Source organism: Herbiconiux moechotypicola (assembly GCF_024979255.1).
GTDB lineage: Bacteria > Actinomycetota > Actinomycetes > Actinomycetales > Microbacteriaceae > Herbiconiux > Herbiconiux moechotypicola.
Genome location: NZ_JANLCN010000003.1, coordinates 109307 through 126059, shown reverse-complemented (window position 1 = coordinate 126059; position 16753 = coordinate 109307). Strand labels below are relative to the sequence as shown.

General features: G+C 72.4%; 16 protein-coding genes. 7 read left to right on the top strand and 9 right to left on the bottom strand.

The genetic code is table 11. The features are described 5' to 3' along the window. Positions 1-76 precede the first annotated feature (76 nt). Positions 77-841, top strand: coding sequence for an IclR family transcriptional regulator domain-containing protein (locus N1031_RS05680; RefSeq protein WP_259478636.1), 765 nt, complete (start codon positions 77-79; stop codon positions 839-841). 147 nt (positions 842-988) lie between these two features. Here the strand turns inward: N1031_RS05680 and N1031_RS05675 are convergent, their stop codons facing one another. From N1031_RS05675 to N1031_RS05660, 4 genes are read right to left on the bottom strand one after another with little or no spacing between them, the layout of a single operon-like run. After that, positions 989-1273 carry a hypothetical protein gene (locus N1031_RS05675; protein ID WP_259478635.1) on the bottom strand — a complete coding sequence of 95 codons (285 nt, stop codon included), beginning with the start codon at positions 1271-1273 and terminating at the stop codon, positions 989-991. A gap of 50 nt (positions 1274-1323) precedes the next feature. Continuing rightward, positions 1324-2382 carry a 3-hydroxyacyl-CoA dehydrogenase NAD-binding domain-containing protein gene (locus N1031_RS05670; protein WP_259478634.1) on the bottom strand — a complete coding sequence of 353 codons (1059 nt, stop codon included), beginning with the start codon at positions 2380-2382 and terminating at the stop codon, positions 1324-1326. Then, on the bottom strand, positions 2370-3800 hold the full coding sequence (locus N1031_RS05665) for an iron-containing alcohol dehydrogenase (protein WP_259478633.1): 1431 nt from the start codon (positions 3798-3800) through the stop codon (positions 2370-2372). Before N1031_RS05665 ends, N1031_RS05670 begins: the two co-directional genes overlap by 13 nt. A gap of 4 nt (positions 3801-3804) precedes the next feature. Beyond that, positions 3805-5319, bottom strand: a complete 1515-nt coding sequence (locus N1031_RS05660; protein ID WP_259478632.1) for an NAD-dependent succinate-semialdehyde dehydrogenase — start codon at positions 5317-5319, stop codon at positions 3805-3807. Between the two features lie 94 nt (positions 5320-5413). On the opposite strand from N1031_RS05660, the gene N1031_RS05655 reads away from it, so the two are divergent. Next, positions 5414-6127 carry a GntR family transcriptional regulator gene (locus N1031_RS05655; protein WP_259478631.1) on the top strand — a complete coding sequence of 238 codons (714 nt, stop codon included), beginning with the start codon at positions 5414-5416 and terminating at the stop codon, positions 6125-6127. A 67-nt stretch (positions 6128-6194) separates the two neighbouring features. Further along, the gene (locus N1031_RS05650; protein WP_259478630.1) at positions 6195-7919 is read left to right on the top strand and encodes a sigma-54-dependent Fis family transcriptional regulator; all 1725 of its coding nucleotides are present in this window, start codon (positions 6195-6197) and stop codon (positions 7917-7919) included. Between the two features lie 79 nt (positions 7920-7998). Here the strand turns inward: N1031_RS05650 and N1031_RS05645 are convergent, their stop codons facing one another. Next, the gene (locus tag N1031_RS05645) at positions 7999-8214 is read right to left on the bottom strand and encodes a multidrug transporter (protein ID WP_259478629.1); all 216 of its coding nucleotides are present in this window, start codon (positions 8212-8214) and stop codon (positions 7999-8001) included. Positions 8215-8394: 180 nt separating this feature from the next. Here N1031_RS05645 and N1031_RS05640 point away from each other — a divergent pair, with 180 nt between their 5' ends. Together N1031_RS05640 and N1031_RS05635 are read left to right on the top strand one after the other, a co-directional pair. Further along, positions 8395-8826 (top strand): DUF6157 family protein, encoded by a 432-nt coding sequence (locus N1031_RS05640; protein ID WP_259478628.1) that lies wholly within the window; start codon positions 8395-8397, stop codon positions 8824-8826. Positions 8827-8843: 17 nt separating this feature from the next. Continuing rightward, positions 8844-9872 carry an alpha/beta fold hydrolase gene (locus tag N1031_RS05635; protein ID WP_259478627.1) on the top strand — a complete coding sequence of 343 codons (1029 nt, stop codon included), beginning with the start codon at positions 8844-8846 and terminating at the stop codon, positions 9870-9872. A 154-nt stretch (positions 9873-10026) separates the two neighbouring features. On the opposite strand, the gene N1031_RS05630 is transcribed toward N1031_RS05635, so the two are convergent. The 4 genes from N1031_RS05630 to N1031_RS05615 are packed head-to-tail and all read right to left on the bottom strand — an operon-like array spanning position 10027 to position 14000. Further along, positions 10027-11052: an ABC transporter substrate-binding protein gene (locus N1031_RS05630; RefSeq protein ID WP_259478626.1), complete on the bottom strand. Its 1026-nt coding sequence runs from the start codon at positions 11050-11052 to the stop codon at positions 10027-10029. Between the two features lie 25 nt (positions 11053-11077). Then, positions 11078-11932 (bottom strand): ABC transporter ATP-binding protein, encoded by an 855-nt coding sequence (locus tag N1031_RS05625; protein ID WP_259478625.1) that lies wholly within the window; start codon positions 11930-11932, stop codon positions 11078-11080. Next, positions 11929-12960, bottom strand: a complete 1032-nt coding sequence (locus tag N1031_RS05620) for a FecCD family ABC transporter permease (RefSeq protein WP_259478624.1) — start codon at positions 12958-12960, stop codon at positions 11929-11931. The genes N1031_RS05625 and N1031_RS05620 overlap by 4 nt, the downstream gene beginning before the upstream one ends. Next, positions 12957-14000 carry a FecCD family ABC transporter permease gene (locus N1031_RS05615; RefSeq protein ID WP_259478623.1) on the bottom strand — a complete coding sequence of 348 codons (1044 nt, stop codon included), beginning with the start codon at positions 13998-14000 and terminating at the stop codon, positions 12957-12959. The genes N1031_RS05620 and N1031_RS05615 overlap by 4 nt, the downstream gene beginning before the upstream one ends. A gap of 59 nt (positions 14001-14059) precedes the next feature. Between N1031_RS05615 and N1031_RS05610 the strand changes: the two genes are divergently transcribed. Together N1031_RS05610 and N1031_RS05605 are read left to right on the top strand one after the other, a co-directional pair. Then, positions 14060-15589, top strand: a complete 1530-nt coding sequence (locus tag N1031_RS05610; RefSeq protein ID WP_259478622.1) for a carboxylesterase family protein — start codon at positions 14060-14062, stop codon at positions 15587-15589. A 141-nt stretch (positions 15590-15730) separates the two neighbouring features. Next, entirely contained in the window at positions 15731-16750 is a 1020-nt protein-coding gene (locus N1031_RS05605) for a LacI family DNA-binding transcriptional regulator (RefSeq protein ID WP_259478621.1), read from the top strand. Positions 16751-16753 lie beyond the last annotated feature (3 nt).

Genomic DNA, 16753 nt, shown 5'->3' with positions numbered 1-16753 from the left:
GGGACGCGCGAGGCGGACGCTCGGAGCAGGTGCGGGATGCGCGGGCCGCGCGAGGCCGGGGAGGTAGCGTGTGAGTGTGGAGGGTCGTGAGGAGTTCGTGCAGTCGCTCGCGCGCGGGCTGCGGGTGCTCACCGCGTTCACGGCGGAGAGCCGGGAGCAGACGCTGAGCGACGTCGCGCGGGCGTCCGGGCTCACGCGCGCCACCTCGCGCCGCCTGCTGCACACCCTCGTCGAGCTCGGCTACGTGCGCACCGACGGCAAGCTGTTCGCCCTCACGCCTCGCGTGCTCGAGCTCGGCTACGGCTTTCTCTCGGGACTCTCGCTGCCCGAGGTCGCCCAGCCCCACCTCGAGCGGCTCTCGCGCGACCTCGGCGAGTCGACCTCCGCATCCGTGCTCGACGGCGCCGACATCGTGTACGTCGCACGGGTGCCGGCGCGGCGCATCATGACCGTCGCCATCACCATCGGCACCCGCTTTCCCGCCTACGCCACCTCGATGGGTCGCGTGCTCCTGGCCGGGCTGCCGCCTGCCGCCCTCGACGAGGCGCTCGCCGGCCTGCCCGAGCAGGGCCCTACCGCGGCGACCGTGACCGATGCCGATGCACTGCGCACCGAGATAGCCGTCACCCGCGAGCGGGGCTGGGCCCTCGTCGACCAGGAGCTCGAGAACGGCCTGCGCTCGCTCGCGGCCCCGGTGCGCCGTGGCGGCCGGGTGGTGGCCGCGATCAACGTGTCGACCGCCGCGGCGACCACCCCGCTCGAACGCCTCACCGGCGACTTCGTGCCCCCGCTCCTGGCCGCCGCCACCGCCATCTCCACCGAGCTCGATCTCGTGCGCTGACCAGCCCGCCCGCCCGCTCACGGCCGTCTACCACCCCGGCCCAACAGCGGAACGCCACGCCTGCGCTCATCCGAGCCCCTATGCGGACCGGTGTGGCGCAGGCGTGGCGAAACGAACAGCGGGCATCCCTGAGGGGGAGGGCGCGGGTCACTCGGGCGGAAGGGTGATGCGGATGCGGCCGCTCTCGAGCGGCGGATCGCCCGGCGCCGGAGCGGGTGCGGGCAGCTCGAGCTGCGCCTGGCGCTCGAACACCGCGTTGCGTGCGGAGGGGTTGAACAGCTCGTCGACCACGCCGAAGCCGGCGACCCCGCGCTCGCCCGCCTCGAATTCGGAGCGCTGGCGGGTGCGTTCGGAGCGCATCATCCGCGGGATGCCGATGACCGCGAGGAGCACCGCACCCACCATCGCGGCGGCGACGAACACGAGATCCATGAGCGTGAGTGTGGCCCGCGAGGCTGGGAGGATCCTCCGCCGGGCGGAGCTCACCCCGGCAGCGCCGCCGTCACCCGCAGCAGGGTCTCGTCTCGCCAGCGCACGCGCGCATCCCACTCGTCGAGTGGAAGAGCCTCTCGGCGCTGGGCGGCGACCTCGGCGACAAGCTCGGGGGTCCACGGGTCGTGCTGGCCGCGCTCGGCGCCCATCCGCTCGTAGGCGGGGCCCATCTTCGCGGCGTGCGACTCGACCCCGCCGCGGGTGTTGAGGTCGACGGTCTCGAACGGCCCGATGAAGGCCCACCGGCGGCCGAGGCCCGAGCGCACCACCTCGTCGATGTCCTCCACCGACGCCACCCCGTCGCGCACGAGTGCGTACGCCTCGCGGAGCACCGCGCCCTGCAGCCGGTTGAACAGGAACCCCTCAACTTCGCGCCGCACCAGCACCGGCCGCAGTCCGGCGCGACGGTAAAGCGCGGATGCGCGGTCGACGACATCAGGGTCGGTCGCGGGCGAGGGCACGACCTCGATCACGGGCAGCAGGTACGGCGGGTTGCCCGGGTGCCCCACGATCAGGCGGCGCGCGAGCTCGCCGACGGCACCCGCGGTGGTGGGGGTAGCTTCGGCGGTGGCGACGGTGCTGGGGGTGGGCATGGCTCCGGTGGGGAGACCCGCGATCGTGCTCGGGGTGAGGGCGGAGCTCGAGCTCGCGAGCACGGCGTCGGCGGGGGCTGACTCGAGCACGCGGGCGAAGAGTTCGCGTTTGAGGTCGACGCGTTCGGGGGCGCACTCCTGCACGAGGGCTGCTCCGTCGAGCGCGTCGGCGAGGTCGGCGTGGAACGTGACGCGAGCGGCGACGGATGCGGGCGCGCCGCCGAGCATCCCGTGCCGGTCGAGCAGCGCGAGCCGGTCGCCGAGGTCGGCGGCGGCACGCTCGAACACCTCGGGGAACGCGTCCCACACCCGCACCCGCATCCCCGCCCGCGCGAACAGCACGGCGAACGCCACCCCGATCGACCCCGCCCCGAGCACCCCCACCGTGTCGCCCGCGTCGGCGTCGGGCACCGACGACGTCGGCGCGGCAGGTGGGGGCGGGGTCACTCCGACCACCAGGTGCGGTCGGCGGTGTAGGCGTGCTCGAGGATGGTGAGCACGGCCTCGCGGGTGAGCTCGCGGGGGTTGTTGGCGGTGAGGCGGGTGGCGAGCAGGGCCTGGTCGGCGACGAAGCCGAAGTCGTCGCGCGAGAGTCCGAGGGTCTCGAGGTCGAGCGGGGCACCGAGTGCTGCGAGGATCTCCTCCACCCGCGTGATTCCCGCGTGCGCCTGCTCGATCTGCGACAGCGGCGCGTCCAACCCGACGGCCGCGCCGGTCGAGCCCGGCCCGCCTGCCCCGCCTGCCCCACCGGCCGAGCCCGACCCGCCCGCCGCATCCCGCCCGCCCGTCGCATCCCGCCCATCCGGCGTCACCGCGCCCAGCAGCCGCCCGATCTCGGCGAACTCGGCCACCCGCTCGGGCAGGTTGAACCGCATCACCGACGGCAGCAGCGCGCTGATGCCGAAGCCGTGCGGCGTGTGGGTGAGGTTGCCGATCGCGCCCTGGATGGCGTGCGCCGCCGCCGTGCCCGCGGTGTTGATGGCCATGCCGGCGTTGTAGGCGGCGAGCATGACGGCAGAGCGGGCCTCGAGGTCGCGCGGCGAGGTCGCGAGCACCTCGAGCGACTGCCCGAGCAGGGCGAGGCCGTTGCGGCAGTAGATGTCGGTGAGCGGGTTCTTGCCGATGTAGAGCTTCGACGCGATCTCGTCGGGCGTGGGGGTCTTCACCCGGTCGGTGAACGACTCCACCAGGTGTGAGAGCGCGTCTGCTCCGGTGGCCGCGGTGAGCCCGGGCGGGCAGCTCAGCGTGAGCTCGGGGTCGATGACCGCGGTGTGGGCCTCGAGGAAGGGGCTCGCCACACCGATCTTCATCCCCTTCTCCTTGTCGAACACCACCGAGATGCAGGTGACCTCGGCCCCCGTGCCGCCCGTGGTGGGCACGGTGATGACCGGCACACCGGGCGCCGGCACGAGGAACTCGCCGTAGTAGTCGCGCACGTCGCCGCCGTTCGCGAGCACGATCGACACGACCTTCGCGAGGTCCATGCACGAGCCGCCGCCGATGCCGAGGATGGCGTCGATCTCGGTGTGCCCGAAACGCTCGACCACGGCCACCACGTCTTCGCGCGGCAGGTCGGGCTCCGCCTCGGCGTAGATCGACACCTCGACGCCGGCGGCGCGGATGCCCTCGACCACCTCGAGGAACTCGGGCGTGGTGGCCATGCGCGCATCCGTCGTGACGAGCAGGTGCTCGGCGATCGCCGACACGAGGTGCGGCAGCTGGTGGCGCTGGCCGGGGCCGAACAGCACGGTCTTGGGCTGACGCAGGATGCCCAGGCGGGCGACGGATGCGGTGGCCGGCGTCGAGGGAGCGGCGGTGGCGGATGCGGTGGCCGCGGCGGATGCGGGCGCGCCCGCGGGGGTGGTGATGCTCATGGTCCTACTCCAGTCCGGTGCTCTCATCGACGGTGATGGCGAGGTATTTGGGTTCGAGGAACTCGTAGATGGCGTCGTGTCCGCCCTCGCGGCCGAGCCCCGACGACTTCACGCCCCCGAAGGCGGCGGCGGGGTCGGCCATGATGCCGCGGTTGATGCCGACCATGCCCGAGTCGAGTCTCTCGCTCACAGCGATGGCCCGCGAGAGGTTCTGCGTGAACACGTAGGCGGCCAGGCCGTAGCTGGTGTCGTTGGCCACCCGGACGGCCTCCGCGGTCGAGCCGACCGTGTAGATGGTGGCGATGGGGGCGAACAGCTCCTGGTTGCACACGTCGTTGTCGCGGTCGTTGACCTTGAAGACGGTCGGCTCGAAGAAGAAGCCCTCGCCCTCGACGGGCGACCCGCCGGTGAGCAGCTCGGAGTCGATCTCGCCGAGCGCGGCCACGAGCCGGGCGACCCCGTCGCGCTGCTTCGCCGAGATGATGGGGCCCACGTCGACGCCGGGGGCGAACCCGTCGCCGACGGTGAGTGCCCGGGTGAGCTCCACGAAGCGGCGGGTGAACTCGTCGGCCACCGCCTCGTGCACGATGATGCGGTTGGCGGCCACGCAGGCCTGCCCGGCGTTGCGGAACTTGCACACGATCGCCTGCCGCGCCGCGAGCTCCACGTCGGCGTCGTCGAGCACCACGAACGGCCCGTCGCCGCCGAGCTCCATCGAGGCGTTCACGATGCCGGGCGCGGCCTGCTTCAGCAGCGTCGAGCCGACCCCGGTCGAGCCGGTGAAGCTCACCTTGCGCAGCCGCGCATCCGCCATCACCGCCGCCGACACCTCGGCCGAGTGCGTGGTGTGCACGAGGTTCACCACGCCGGGCGGGAAACCCGCGTCGTGCAGAACCTCGACGAACAGCGCGCAGGTGAGCGGGGTCTCCTTGGCCGACTTCACCACCACCGTGCACCCGGCGCCGAGGGCGGCACCGGCCTTGCGGGCGATCATGAGCAGCGGGAAGTTCCAGGGCGTGATGAGCAGTGACGGCCCCACGGGCTGGTGCGTGGTGACGATGCGGTAGCCGCCGCGCGAGCCCTCGGCGTAGGTGCCGTGCAGGTGTGCGATCTGCTCGGCGTACCAGAGGAAGAAGTCGGCCGAGAGCTGGAACTCGCCGCGGGCCTCGGCGAGGGGCTTGCCGCTCTCGAGGGTCATGGTCTCGACGATCGCGTCGGCGCGGTCGAGCAGGATGCGATGGGCGGCGTGGAAGAGGTTGGCGCGCTCGCGGGGCGGCACGTCGCGCCAGGCCTCCTGGGCGGCGGCGGCCGCGTCGAGCGCAGCGAGCGCGTCTGCCGCACTGCCGTCGGCGACGCGCGCGATGACCTGGCCGGTGGACGGGTTGACCACCTCGAAGGTGGGGCCCTCGGCCACGGGGCGCCACGCGCCGCCGAGGTAGAGGCCCACGGCGACGGTGTGGTCGCGGAGCGCGACCCGGTCGGCGGGCTCCGTGCCGAGGGTGTCGGTGAGGATCGTCATCGATCTGTCCTTCCGGTAATAATCTCGTATTACGATAAGATCCCAGCACGGCCGCTCGGGCCGAGTGTGTCAGATTGAGATCGAGGAGGATCGGATGCCCGCCGTCAAGATCGAGCGCCACGCCGCTCCGCTCCGCCAGCAGGTGGTGCTGCAGCTGCGTGAGGACATCCTCGAGGGCGTGCTCGCCCCCGGCGACCGCCTGCTCGAGAACACGCTCTGCGAGAGCTACGGGGTGTCGCGAACGGTCGTGCGCGAGGCGCTGCGCCAGCTCGAGACCGAGAGCCTCATCACCATGCTGCCGGGCCGCGGCCCCATCGTCACCGTGCTCACGAGGCACGACATCGAGTCGCTCTACGAGGTGCGGCGGGCGCTCGAGGGGCTCGCCGCCGAGCTCTTCGCGCGCGAGGCGAGCGACGACCAGGCGGCCAGGATGCGCATCCTGATCGACTCGATGGAGCACCGCTACCTGCGGGGCACGGTCGAGAGCCGGGAGGAGAGCAAGGAGGAGTTCTACCGGCTGCTGCTCGAGGGGGCGGGAAACCCCGTGCTCGAGAGCCAGCTGCGTGGCGTGCACACGCGCATCGGGCTGTTCCGCCGCTACGCGTTCGTCGACGAGCGCCGCGTGGCGATCTCGATGGAGGAGCTGCGCCAGATCGTGCACGAGCTCGCCGTCACCCGGGACCCGTTCGCCGCGCGGCAGGCGTCGGAGCACCACATCCAGCTGGCCGGCGAGCTCGCCGTGCTGGAGTACACCAAGCGGTTGGGCCACAGCGGCCAGCCGAGCCAGACCGAGGCCATCGCTATCTGATCGTGACTTGACCTGCCCCAGAGGAGCCGGGATGATGACGTCACGGTTCGGAACACAGGAGTTCATCGTGCCAATCCCGTTCGACGCGCATCGCGTGCAGAAGGTCAAAGACGACTTCCTCGCCGCGGATGCGCTCACCAAGACGCTCAATCCCGAACTGCTGAAATCGTGGCAGCGCTCCAAAGACGCCATCGGCGTGCCCGCCAACATCCGCGACGTGCCGCGGGTCGACGACGACCTGCTCGACGCGCACATCCTGGACATGTTCCAGGCGCCGCTGGCGCGGGTCTCCGACGATCTCGACGGCACCGGCATGGGCCTGCTGCTCGCCGACTCGCAGGGGCGCATCCTGCAGCGCTGGTCGCACGACCACAACGCGCTCGACCACCTCGACCGCCTCGGCACGGTGCGCGGCGCCGTGCTCGCCGAAGACGTGGTGGGCACGAACGGCGTGGGCACCGTGGCGGCCACGGGGCGCAGCGTGCAGATCTCGGGTGTGGAGCACTTCGCCGACTTCTACAGCCAGGCGGTGTGCACCGGGTCGCCCGTGCGGCACCCGGTCACCGGCAAGCTGCTCGCGGTGGTCACCATCTCGAGCGACCTCTCCGAGCGCAGCGGGCTGCTGAAGCCGCTCATCACCTCGGTGACGATGCAGCTCGAGCAGCAGGTGCTCGACGTGGAGCAGCCGGCGGCGCGCATGATGTTCACCACCTTCCTCGAGACGGTGCGCGCCCACACCGGGCCGGTGCTCGCCTTCGGGCCGCAGGGGCTCGTGATGCAGAGCCAGAAGGCGGGGCGGCTCACGGTGGCCGACCTCAACCTCATCCAGCAGCACTGTGCCTCGGAGCGGCACTCTGGGCGGCTCGCGCTCGAGCTGTCCACCGGCACCGCCGAGCTGCAGGTGAACGCGCTCGAGCAGGGCGCCGGCGTGATCGTGGTGCTGGAGCGCGACCGGCGCACGGCGACCACGAGCATCGGGCCCGCCCGGCCGCAGCTCGTGGGGCGCTCGCCCGAGTGGCTGCAGGTGGTGCACCAGGTGGCCCGGCATCGCGAGGCGCGGCGGCCGCTCGTGATCGCGGGGGAGTCGGGCACGGGGCGCACCTCGCTCGCGCTGGGGCTGCCGTTCAGGCCGGGCACGCCCGTCGCCCAGGGGCTCGTCACCGACGCCGCCGAACGGCACGTCACCGGCAGTCGCAAGTGGCTGCAGCGGCTCGCAGAGAAGCTCGGCGCCTCGGCGCCCGTGATCGTGCGCGGCATCGAGACCCTCGACGCCCACACGCTCGACGGCGTGCGCTCGCTCGTGGAGTCGAGTACAGGGCGCGGGCCGGTGCTGCTCACGCTCGCCGCGACGTCGCCCGAGGAGGCCGAGGCGATGGCCTCGCGGCTCGGCATGAGTTCGCTGTGGGTGCCGCCGCTGCGTGAACGGTCGGCCGACATCCCGGCTCTCTGGCATGTGTTCGCCGAGCAGGTGGCGCACGGCGCCGGGCTCGAGCTGCGGGCCGACGCCCTGGATGCACTTCAAGCGTACGGCTGGCCCGGCAACCTCAAAGAGCTGCGGGGCGTGCTGGAGCAGCTCTCGCTCACCGGCAAGCGGGGTGCGGTGCTGCCCTCCGACCTGCCCGACTCGATGCAGGGCTCGCGGGCGCTGTCGATGATCGAGCGGGTGGAGCTCGAGGCGATCAGGAAGGCGCTGCACGAGGCCGACGGCAACCGGTCGAAGGCGGCCGAGATCCTGGGGCTGTCGCGGGCGACGGTGTACCGCAAGATGAAGGCGTACCGGCTGACGGCCTGAGGATGCGCGGGGCCGAGGCGTGCTCCGGCGGACCGGGAGGTGCCGCGCCGGTGGCCGGTGCGACGGCCCCGGTGACGCCTCAGTGTGACGTGCGATCACCGCCGGGACGCACCTCGGCGTCGTCGCGCACGTCGATGCGGGTCGTGCCGTGGTCCGTGCTGGTGACGTCGATCCGCGGCTCGGCGTCGTCCTCCGTCGATTTCGGGGCCGCCGTGAGCTGATCGTGGCGCTTGGACTCGAAGTCGTCGCGGTCCACCTCGGTGGGCTCCTCGGGGGAGTGGCCGTTCCGTTCCATGCTGAATTCCTCTCGTCCAGGCCGGCCTGCCGGCGGGCGTGTGCTGTCGAGCCTGGCCCTGCACCGGCTGCGGCGCACCACTCGCCGGTGGAGGCAGGGGTGGCGGATGCGGCGGTGGTGGATGTGGCGCTGGTGGATATGGCGCTGGTGGATGTCGGGGGTCAGGGGCAGCATGGGGGCATGCACACGACGAACTACGTGGACACGTTCATCGCGGTGGCCGACGACAGCACGGCGCCCGGGGCGGTGGTGCCGCCCGCGCGGGCCACGCCGAGCGTCGCCGAGCTCACCTACCGCATGATCGCCGAGCATCCGTATCGCTACACCTCCGACGACGTGGTGTTCGGGGTGTGGGCGGAGCGGCGGGGGATCGACGCGGCTTCGGCCGAGGGCGCGGCGGCTCGGCAGGAGTTCTTCTCGAAGGGGCAGCCGTGCCTGCGGTCGAGCGACCTCGGCAAGCGCTACGGGTGGGGCGTGCACGCCGATTCCGAGAGCCGGGTAGCGCTGGTGCCGATCGGAACGCCCGAGTACGAGGCGTTCGCGGCGGGTGCCGGGCCGGCGGGAGGGGTCGTCGCGGTCACGAAGGCGATGCGGAGTTCGCGCGCCCGCTGACCTGGCATGCTGGGGTGATGGGCGAGGCGGGAGACGGCGGCGGCGAGACCGGCGCGCTCGACTCGGGCGACGTCGACGAGGCGCCCATCGACCTCACGGTCGAGCGGGTCGAGCTCGACGGGGCCTGCACCCGGGTGACCATCGTGTCGGTCGAGGGTGTGCAGTCCGAGCGGAGTTTCGTGCTCGTGGCCGGCGTGGGGGTGGCGGCGACGTACTTCGAGTTCCTCGCTCCCGCCTTGGCCAGGCATGGCACGGTGTACGCGCTCGACCTGCCCGGCTTCGCGGGCATGCCGCGCCCTCGAGGCAACGAGCAGCCGACGGCGGCGTTCTTCGCCCGCCAGGTGTCGCACGTGCTCGATCGCTACGAGCTCGAGAACCCCGTGCTGCTCGGCCACTCCATGGGCACGCAGGTGGTCACCGAGGTGCTGGCCGCGCATCCCGAACTCGCCCACGCGGTGCTCGTGAGCCCCGTGGTGAACGATGCCGAGCGGGCGGCGCCGGTGCAGGCGGTGCGGTTCGCGCAGGCGGGGGTGCACGAGTCGGTGCACCTGGTGCTCACGGCGCTGTCGGCCTACATACTGTGTGGGGTGGCGTACTTCTTGACGGTGCTGCCGCATCTGCTGAGCTACCCGATCGTCGCGCGGATCGGGGGAGTGCGGGCGTCGGTGCTGTTCATCCGGGGCGAGTTCGATCGCACCTCGCCGCGGCGGTTCCACTCGCGGCTCGTGGCGGCGGTGGGTGCGGAGCGGTCACGGCGGTGGGAGATCGAGGAGGCGGCGCACTCCATCATCAACGGGCACGCCCTCGGGGTGGCCGAGCTCACGCTCGGGCACGTGCGCGGCACCCTGGCCCGACGCGGGCGCATGCCGTCGGCCGAGGCCGCGGTGCCGCCCGCGCGTCACGCCGACCTCGCGCTCGTGCTGCGGGCGCTCGGCAGCCGTGCCGCCGAGTGGGGTGCTGCCCTCCGCGGCGACGACGCCGCCGTCGGCCGCGCCAAGCGCGAGCACGCCAAGCTCCTCTGGCACGCCTACACCCGCCGCCGCTGACCCCCCGGCGCCGCTCGCCCGCGGGCGCGTGCGGGTGGTGCGGGGTGCCATGGTCGGTGCGGGGGGGGTGGAACGGGAGAGCCCCGGCGCGCGCGGTGGGTGCGGGACGGGGCTCTCGGGCGGGGCGCAGGGCCCGGTGGTGGGTCAGCTCAGGTCAGCCGAGCTTCTTGGAGTCGCGGAGGATGGTGGCGAGCTCTTCCATGTGGGCGGCCTGCGAGTGGTAGTCGAGGGCGGCGCCGACCCAGCCGTCGTGCACCTGGCCGGCGGCCAGGGCGGGGTGCGAGGCGAAGGTGGGCTGCGCGAGCAGGTCGGCCTCCTGGAAGCCCTCGTTGTTCACCAGCAGCACGTCGCCGGTCATCATCTGGGCGGCGTTCTCCCAGCTGTAGATGTCCCAGTAGTAGTCGGTGTCGGGGTTGAGGTCGGTGAAGGTCACGCCGAGCTCGCTGTAGAGCTGGGTCTCCGGCTCGTCCTGCGGCTTCACCACGTAGATGCCGTCGGCGTCGGCGTACATCTGGGTCACCTCGACGTCGCTCTCCTCGCCGGCGGCCGTGAGGTCGGCCGCGGCGGCGTCGAACTCCGCCTTCGCTGCGGCCACCGTGGAGGCGTCGGCCCCGAGGTCTTCGGCCAGCGCGGTGAGGCTCTCGATCACGTCGAGGCCGCGGCCGCCCACCTCGATCGCCACGACGGGCGCGATCTTCTCGAGCTGCTCCTGCTGCTCCACGTCGGCGACGCCGTAGTAGGCGCCCTCGGTGTCGAGCGTGCCCTCGCGGTCGGTGGGGTAGATGCCGGTGACGATGAGGTCGGGTGCGGCCTCGGCGAGGGCCTCGAGGTCGATCTCGCCGTAGCTGTTGCCCACGACGGCGGTGTCGGTGATGTCGAACTCGTCGAAGCGGGTGTCGCTGGCCACGTCGAATCGGCCGAAGATGGCGACGGGGTCGATGCCGTAGCTCATGAGCCCGACGGCGTAGTCGGTGTAGCTCGCGATGCGCTCGGGGGTGTGGTCGAGCGTGACGGTAGTGCCCGTGGCATCGGTGTAGCTCCACTCGCCGGCGGCGGTCGACGCGGCTCCGGTGTCGGAGGAGGAGCAGCCGGCCAGCGCGGCGAGGGTGAGGGCGGGCACCACGAGCAGGGCTGAACGCTTCAGCGCGGTGCGGGAGTTCTGGGTGGCAAGGTTTTTCACGCTTGTTAGGTTAGCCGATCCTAAATCACGAAACGATATCGGCTGCGGGAACGATCAACGGCGTGCCCGTGGCGGGGTCGGCGATCACCTGCGCCTCGAGCGCGAACGCCTCGCGCAGCACCTCGGGCGTGAGTACCTCCCACGGGCTGCCGTCCGCGATCACGCGTCCACCGCCGACCACCACGAGCCGGTCGGAGTAGCGCCCCGCGAGCGTGAGGTCGTGCAGTACCATCACCACGGTGGCCCCCCGCTCGCGGTTGATCGAGCGCACGAGCCGCAGCACGTCGAGCTGGTGACTGAGGTCGAGGAAGGTCGTGGGCTCGTCGAGCAGGATGATGGGGGCCTCCTGCGCGAGCACGAGCGCGATCCAGGCGCGCTGCAGCTGCCCTCCCGAGAGTTCGCCCGCGTCGCGATCGGCGAGCTCGGCGATGCCGGTGGCGGCGAGGGCCGCGTCGGTGATGCGGGAGTCCTCCGCCGTCCACGGCCGGAACAGGCTCTGGTGCGGGTGGCGCCCGCGCGAGACCAGGTCGCGCACGGTGGTGGCGGAGGGCGTGAGCGGCTTCTGGGGCAGGATCGCGAGCCGCTTGGCCACCGCCTTCGCCGACATCGATCGCACCGGCACCCCCTCGAGCGACACCGACCCCTCGGTGGGCGGGAGCAGTCGCCCGAAGGCCTTGAGCAGCGTCGACTTGCCGCATCCGTTCGCCCCGATGAGCGTGGTCACCTCGCCCTGGGCGATGGTGAGGTCGAGGTTCTCGAAGATGGGGACGCGGTCGTAGCCGATGGTGAGTCCGCGCGCCTCGAGGGCGGGTGGCGCGGATGAGGGCACCGCGGCGGCGGGTGCGGATGCGGAGGGCGCGGATGCGGATGCAGAGGTCATGTCAGGGACTCCCGGTGCTTGCGGCGGGTGAGAAGCCAGATGAGGTAGGGGGCGCCGATGACGGCGGTGACGATGCCGACGGGCGTCTCGTCGGGCAGCACGGCGCGGGCGAACGCGTCGCCGCCGGCCACGATGAGTGCGCCCATCAGCGCCGAGGCCACCAGCGGGGGACGCCCCGACCCGGCCAGCCGCAGCGCGATCTGCGGAGCCACGAACGCCACGAACTCGATCGGACCGCTCGCCGACACCGCCGCCGCGGTGAGCAGCACTGCGCAGGCGATCACGAGCAGCTTGTGCCGCTGCACGGCCATGCCGAGACCCGTCGCCATCTCGTCGCCGAGGAGCCCCAGGTCGAGCCGCGACGACTGCAGCAGCGCGACCGGCACGAGCACGACGAGCGCGATCAGCACGGGCCACACGCTCGCCCACGAGATGCCCGAGAGGCTGCCCACGAGCCACTGCGACGCCGCCTGGGCCTCGGTGATCTGCGCCCGCGCGATGAGGTAGTTGGTCACACCCATGAGGGCGGCCGTGGCACCGATGCCGATGAGGATGAGGCGGTAGCTGTCCACCCCGCCGCGCCAGGCTAGCCCGTAGACGATGACCGCTGTGCCGATGGCACCGAGCGCCGCCACGACGGGCAGCCCCAGGCTGAGCAGCCCCGCGCCCACCGCGTAGCTTCCGCCACCCAGCACGATCGCGGCGACCGCACCAAGGGCGGCGCCCGAGGTGACACCGAGGATGTCGGGGGTGGCGAGCGGGTTGCGCGCGAACGTCTGCGTGAGCGCCCCGGCGAGCCCCAGCGCGGCCCCGACGAGCAGGCCGCCCAGAACGCGGGGCATGCGCAGCTCGAACACCACGAGCTCCTGGCTGCCGGTGCCGCCGCCGAACAGGGTGACCACCACGTCGGGGATGGTGAGCGAGGAGGATCCCACCACGATGCCGATGAGCCCCACCAGCACGGCGGCGACGAGGCACGCGAGGGTGACGATGACGACGCGTCCACGCCAGAGTCTGCGGTCGATCACAGCGTCGCCACCTTTCCGCGCCGCACGATCACGATGAACGCGATGCCGCCCACGACGGCGAGCACCACGCCCACGGGCACCTCGGCGTTGCCGCCGATCATCCGCCCGATCACGTCGCACAGCAGCAGCAGCGCGGCCCCGATGAGACCGGATGCGGGTAGCAGCCACTGATGGTCGCCGCCGACGAACCGCCGGGCGATGTGGGGTGCCGTGAGGCCGATGAAGCCGATGGGGCCGGTGATGGCCACCGCGCTCGCCGTGAGCAGCGTGATGGCGAGCAGCCCCACGATGCGGGCGCGCACGAGGTTCTCGCCGAGGCCGTGCGCGAGCTCGGTGCCGAGCGCGAGGCTGTTGAGCGAGCGCACGTTGGCCACCGCGAACACGAGCCCGGCGAGGGCGAACAGCGCCGCCGCGCCCGCGCCGTCGAGCGTGCGGCCCGAGAGCGACCCCACCACCCAGATGCGGTAGGCCGCGAGGGTGGTCTCGTCGGAGAGTACGAGGTACGAGGTGATGGCCACGAGCAGTGCCGTCACCGCCGTGCCCGCGATGGCGAGCGGCACCGGGCTGGTGAGCCCGCGGCCGAGCGCGGCCACGCCGAATACGACGACGCTCGCCACGAGCGCGCCCGCGAGCGCGAGCAAGAGCGTGGTGATGACCGAGCTGGTGCCGAGCACGTAGACGCCGATCACCACGGCGAGGCTCGCCCCGGCTGAGACGCCGAAGATGCCGGGGTCGGCGAGCGGGTTGCGGGTCTGACCCTGCATCACGGCGCCCGCGATGCCGAGGCAGAACCCCACCATGAGTCCGAGCACGGTGCGCGGCACGCGCGAACCCCACACCACGGCGCCCGGGTCGTTCGCGGGGTCGAGCAGGGCGCCGATCACGGCCCCGACATCGATGAGGTTGCTGCCGAGCAGCAGGCTCAGAACCGTGGCGAGCAGGGTCACCAGTGCGAGCACGACAATCACGACCGCCCGGGTGAGCGGGGACGGACGACGCGGCGCCTGCGTGGCGGATCGCTGGATCGTGTCGGGGTGCACCGTGTAAGCGTAGCCTTGCCTCACCAGGGACGCTTCATCGTTCCGTGTGAGGAGACGTCATGCCCGAGTCCGGCACGCCCTTCGCCCGCGTCGTGGCGCGCACGGCGGCCGGTGCCGTGCGGGGCGAGATCGTCGACGGTGTGGCGACCTTCCGCGGGGTGCCCTACGCGCGCATCCCGCGCCGTTTCGCCGCGCCTGCACCGGTCGAGCCGTGGCCCGGGACGCGCGAGGCGACCACGCCCTCTGCCCGCTGCCCGCAGGGCGAGGGCAGTCTCTTCGCCACCTCGCTCGGCGACTACTTCACCGGCGGCCGCCTCGACCGCATCCGGCTCGACGCCGAGCGCAGCGACGAGCACTGCCTCGAGCTGAGCATCCTCACCCCGGCGCCCGATCCCCGTGCCAGGCGCCCCGTGCTGGTCTACCTGCACGGCGGCGGCTTCATCGTGGGCTCGAGCATCGGCACCACCGCCGCGCAGCCGTTCGTGGCCGAGCACGACGTGGTGCTCGTGGGCGTGAACCACCGTCTCGGCGCCTTCGGTTTCGTCTCGGGCGGCGCGCCGAACCCCGGCATGCTCGACCTCGTCGCCGCCCTGCGCTGGGTGCGCGGGAACATCGCCGCGTTCGGGGGCGACCCGGATGCGGTGACCCTCGTCGGAGATTCGGGCGGCGCCGTGAAGATCGCGACCCTGCTGGTGATGCCGGATGCGCGGGGTCTGTTCCACCGGGCCGTGATGGAGAGCCCGGCCGAGTTCTCGATGCGCACGCCGGAGCAGGAGGCCGCCGACAGAGCCGCGCTGGCCGCGGCGCTCGGCTCGGTGGCGGCGCTCACCGAGGCCACCGCCGACGAGCTCTTCGCCGCCTCGGTGCTCTCGCCCTGGTCGTACGTTCCCGTGATCGACGGGCGAGTCGTGGTGGCTGACCCGTTCGGCGAGGAGGCAGCGGGCGTGATGCCCGAGGTGCCCGTCATCATCGGGCACGCGGCTGACGAGTTCACCATGTTCGTCGCGGACGCCACGATCTCTGAAGCCAAGGCGGCTGCCGTCGTACGCCTGCTGGTGGGCCCGGAGGCGAGCGACCGCGAGGCGCTCCGAGTGGAGTACGGTGTCGACCGGCTCGACCCGGCGACGGTGCTGCGGGCCGCCTCCGATGCCTCGTTCGGCCCCGACGTCGCGCGATTCGCCCGCCGGCGCGCCGAGGCCGGGGGAGCGGTGTTCGAGTATCTGTTCACCCACGTGCCACCGCACGACGGCGGGGCGATGGGCGCGTTCCACACCGCCGAGCTCGCGCTCGCGATCGGGCTGCCGCAGCACGAAGAGTCGGGGCCGCTCTCCCGGGTGCTCTCGGCTGCCTGGGCGGCGTTCGCCCGCACGGGCGACCCCTCGACGGCGGCGCTGGCCTGGCCCGCACTGCAGGCGGGGACAGCGCACGTCGACGAGGTGCCATCCGTGCCGGGCGTGGTTCCGCGCGTGGTGTTCGGCGACGACGGCGGGCGTCTCGACCTCGACGGCTCACCCATCCACGCGGCCTTCTGGGCCGCCCGGCCGGCGCGCTACCTCGACCTGCTGACGCTGCTGCAGGCCGAGGACTGACTCGCGGCCGCGGCCGGACGCGCGGCGGCCGGCCGGTTCCGGGGTTGCGCGCCCCGGCTGGATGCCCTATCGTCGAACCGGTTCGAATCGAACCGGTTCGACACATTCGACAGCTTTCGACGGCGATGGAGACACAACGTGGTGACGATCGGAGACGTGGCGCGTGAGGCGGGGGTGTCCCGCAGCACGGCGTCGTACGCGCTCTCGGGCAAACGGTCGATCTCGCCCGAGGTGCGCGAGAAGGTGGAGCAGGCCGTCCGGCAGCTCGGCTACACCCCGAACGCCGGGGCCCGCGCCCTCGCCACCTCGCAGACCAAGGTGATCGCCCTGCTGGCCCGATTCCTCGACGACGAGTTCGCGCCGGCCATGCTGCAGTACATCCTCGGTGTCACCAACGAGGCCAGGGAGCTCGGCTACGACACGCTCCTCGTCTCCGAGGAGGACGGCGTCTCGGCGCTGAAGCGCATCTCCGACTCGCGCATGGCCGACGGCTTCGTGCTGCTCAACGTGGCCGAGCGCGACGACCGGCTCGACATCCTGCGCGCGGCCAGCCAGCCCGGCGCCCTCGTGGGGCTCCCGGCGGAGACCGCGGGAGTGGACGTGTTCGACCTCGACTTCGAGGGCGCCGGCCGCCTCATGGTCGACACCCTCCACGACCTCGGCCACCGCGAGCTGGTGCTCGTGTCGCAGCCCGAGCACGTGCTCGAGCGCGGGGGCGCCTACGTCTGGCGCCTCGCCAACGCCGCCGCCGACCGCGCCGCGGAGCTAGGGGTGCTCCTGCACCCCTACTTCGGGTCGTCGACCCAGCCGCAGATCGGCCGTGACCTCTCCGCCTTCCTCGACGCGCATCCGAGTGCCACGGGGCTGCTGCTCAACAACGAGGCGGCCGCCGCCGCCCTGCCGAGCGTGCTGCACGAGCGCGGGCTCAGCTCGCCGCACGACCTCTCGGTGATCGGGCGCTACTCCGACGACTTCGCCCGCACCTTCTCGCTCCCGTACTCCGCCATCGACAGCGCCGCCGCCGAGCTCGGCCGCCGTGCCGTCGAGCACCTCGTCTCCCGCATCGAAGGCAGCACGGATGCGGGCACCACCGTCGTCGATCTGATCGCGCCCAGGATCGACGATCGCGGCAGCATCGCCGCACCACCCACCCAACACTGACAC

Excerpts from the sequence above, each read along its gene's own strand:
- N1031_RS05660 (WP_259478632.1), bottom strand. The coding sequence starts at position 5,319 with ATGACGATCCTCACCGACACCCTCGGCACGGAGCCCGCCGACCGGGTC.
- N1031_RS05675 (WP_259478635.1), bottom strand. The coding sequence starts at position 1,273 with ATGGATCTCGTGTTCGTCGCCGCCGCGATGGTGGGTGCGGTGCTCCTC.
- N1031_RS05610 (WP_259478622.1), top strand. The coding sequence starts at position 14,060 with ATGCCCGAGTCCGGCACGCCCTTCGCCCGCGTCGTGGCGCGCACGGCG.
- N1031_RS05640 (WP_259478628.1), top strand. The coding sequence starts at position 8,395 with ATGCACACGACGAACTACGTGGACACGTTCATCGCGGTGGCCGACGAC.
- N1031_RS05635 (WP_259478627.1), top strand. The coding sequence starts at position 8,844 with ATGGGCGAGGCGGGAGACGGCGGCGGCGAGACCGGCGCGCTCGACTCG.
- N1031_RS05665 (WP_259478633.1), bottom strand. The coding sequence starts at position 3,800 with ATGAGCATCACCACCCCCGCGGGCGCGCCCGCATCCGCCGCGGCCACC.
- N1031_RS05655 (WP_259478631.1), top strand. The coding sequence starts at position 5,414 with ATGCCCGCCGTCAAGATCGAGCGCCACGCCGCTCCGCTCCGCCAGCAG.
- N1031_RS05645 (WP_259478629.1), bottom strand. The coding sequence starts at position 8,214 with ATGGAACGGAACGGCCACTCCCCCGAGGAGCCCACCGAGGTGGACCGC.
- N1031_RS05625 (WP_259478625.1), bottom strand. The coding sequence starts at position 11,932 with ATGACCTCTGCATCCGCATCCGCGCCCTCCGCATCCGCACCCGCCGCC.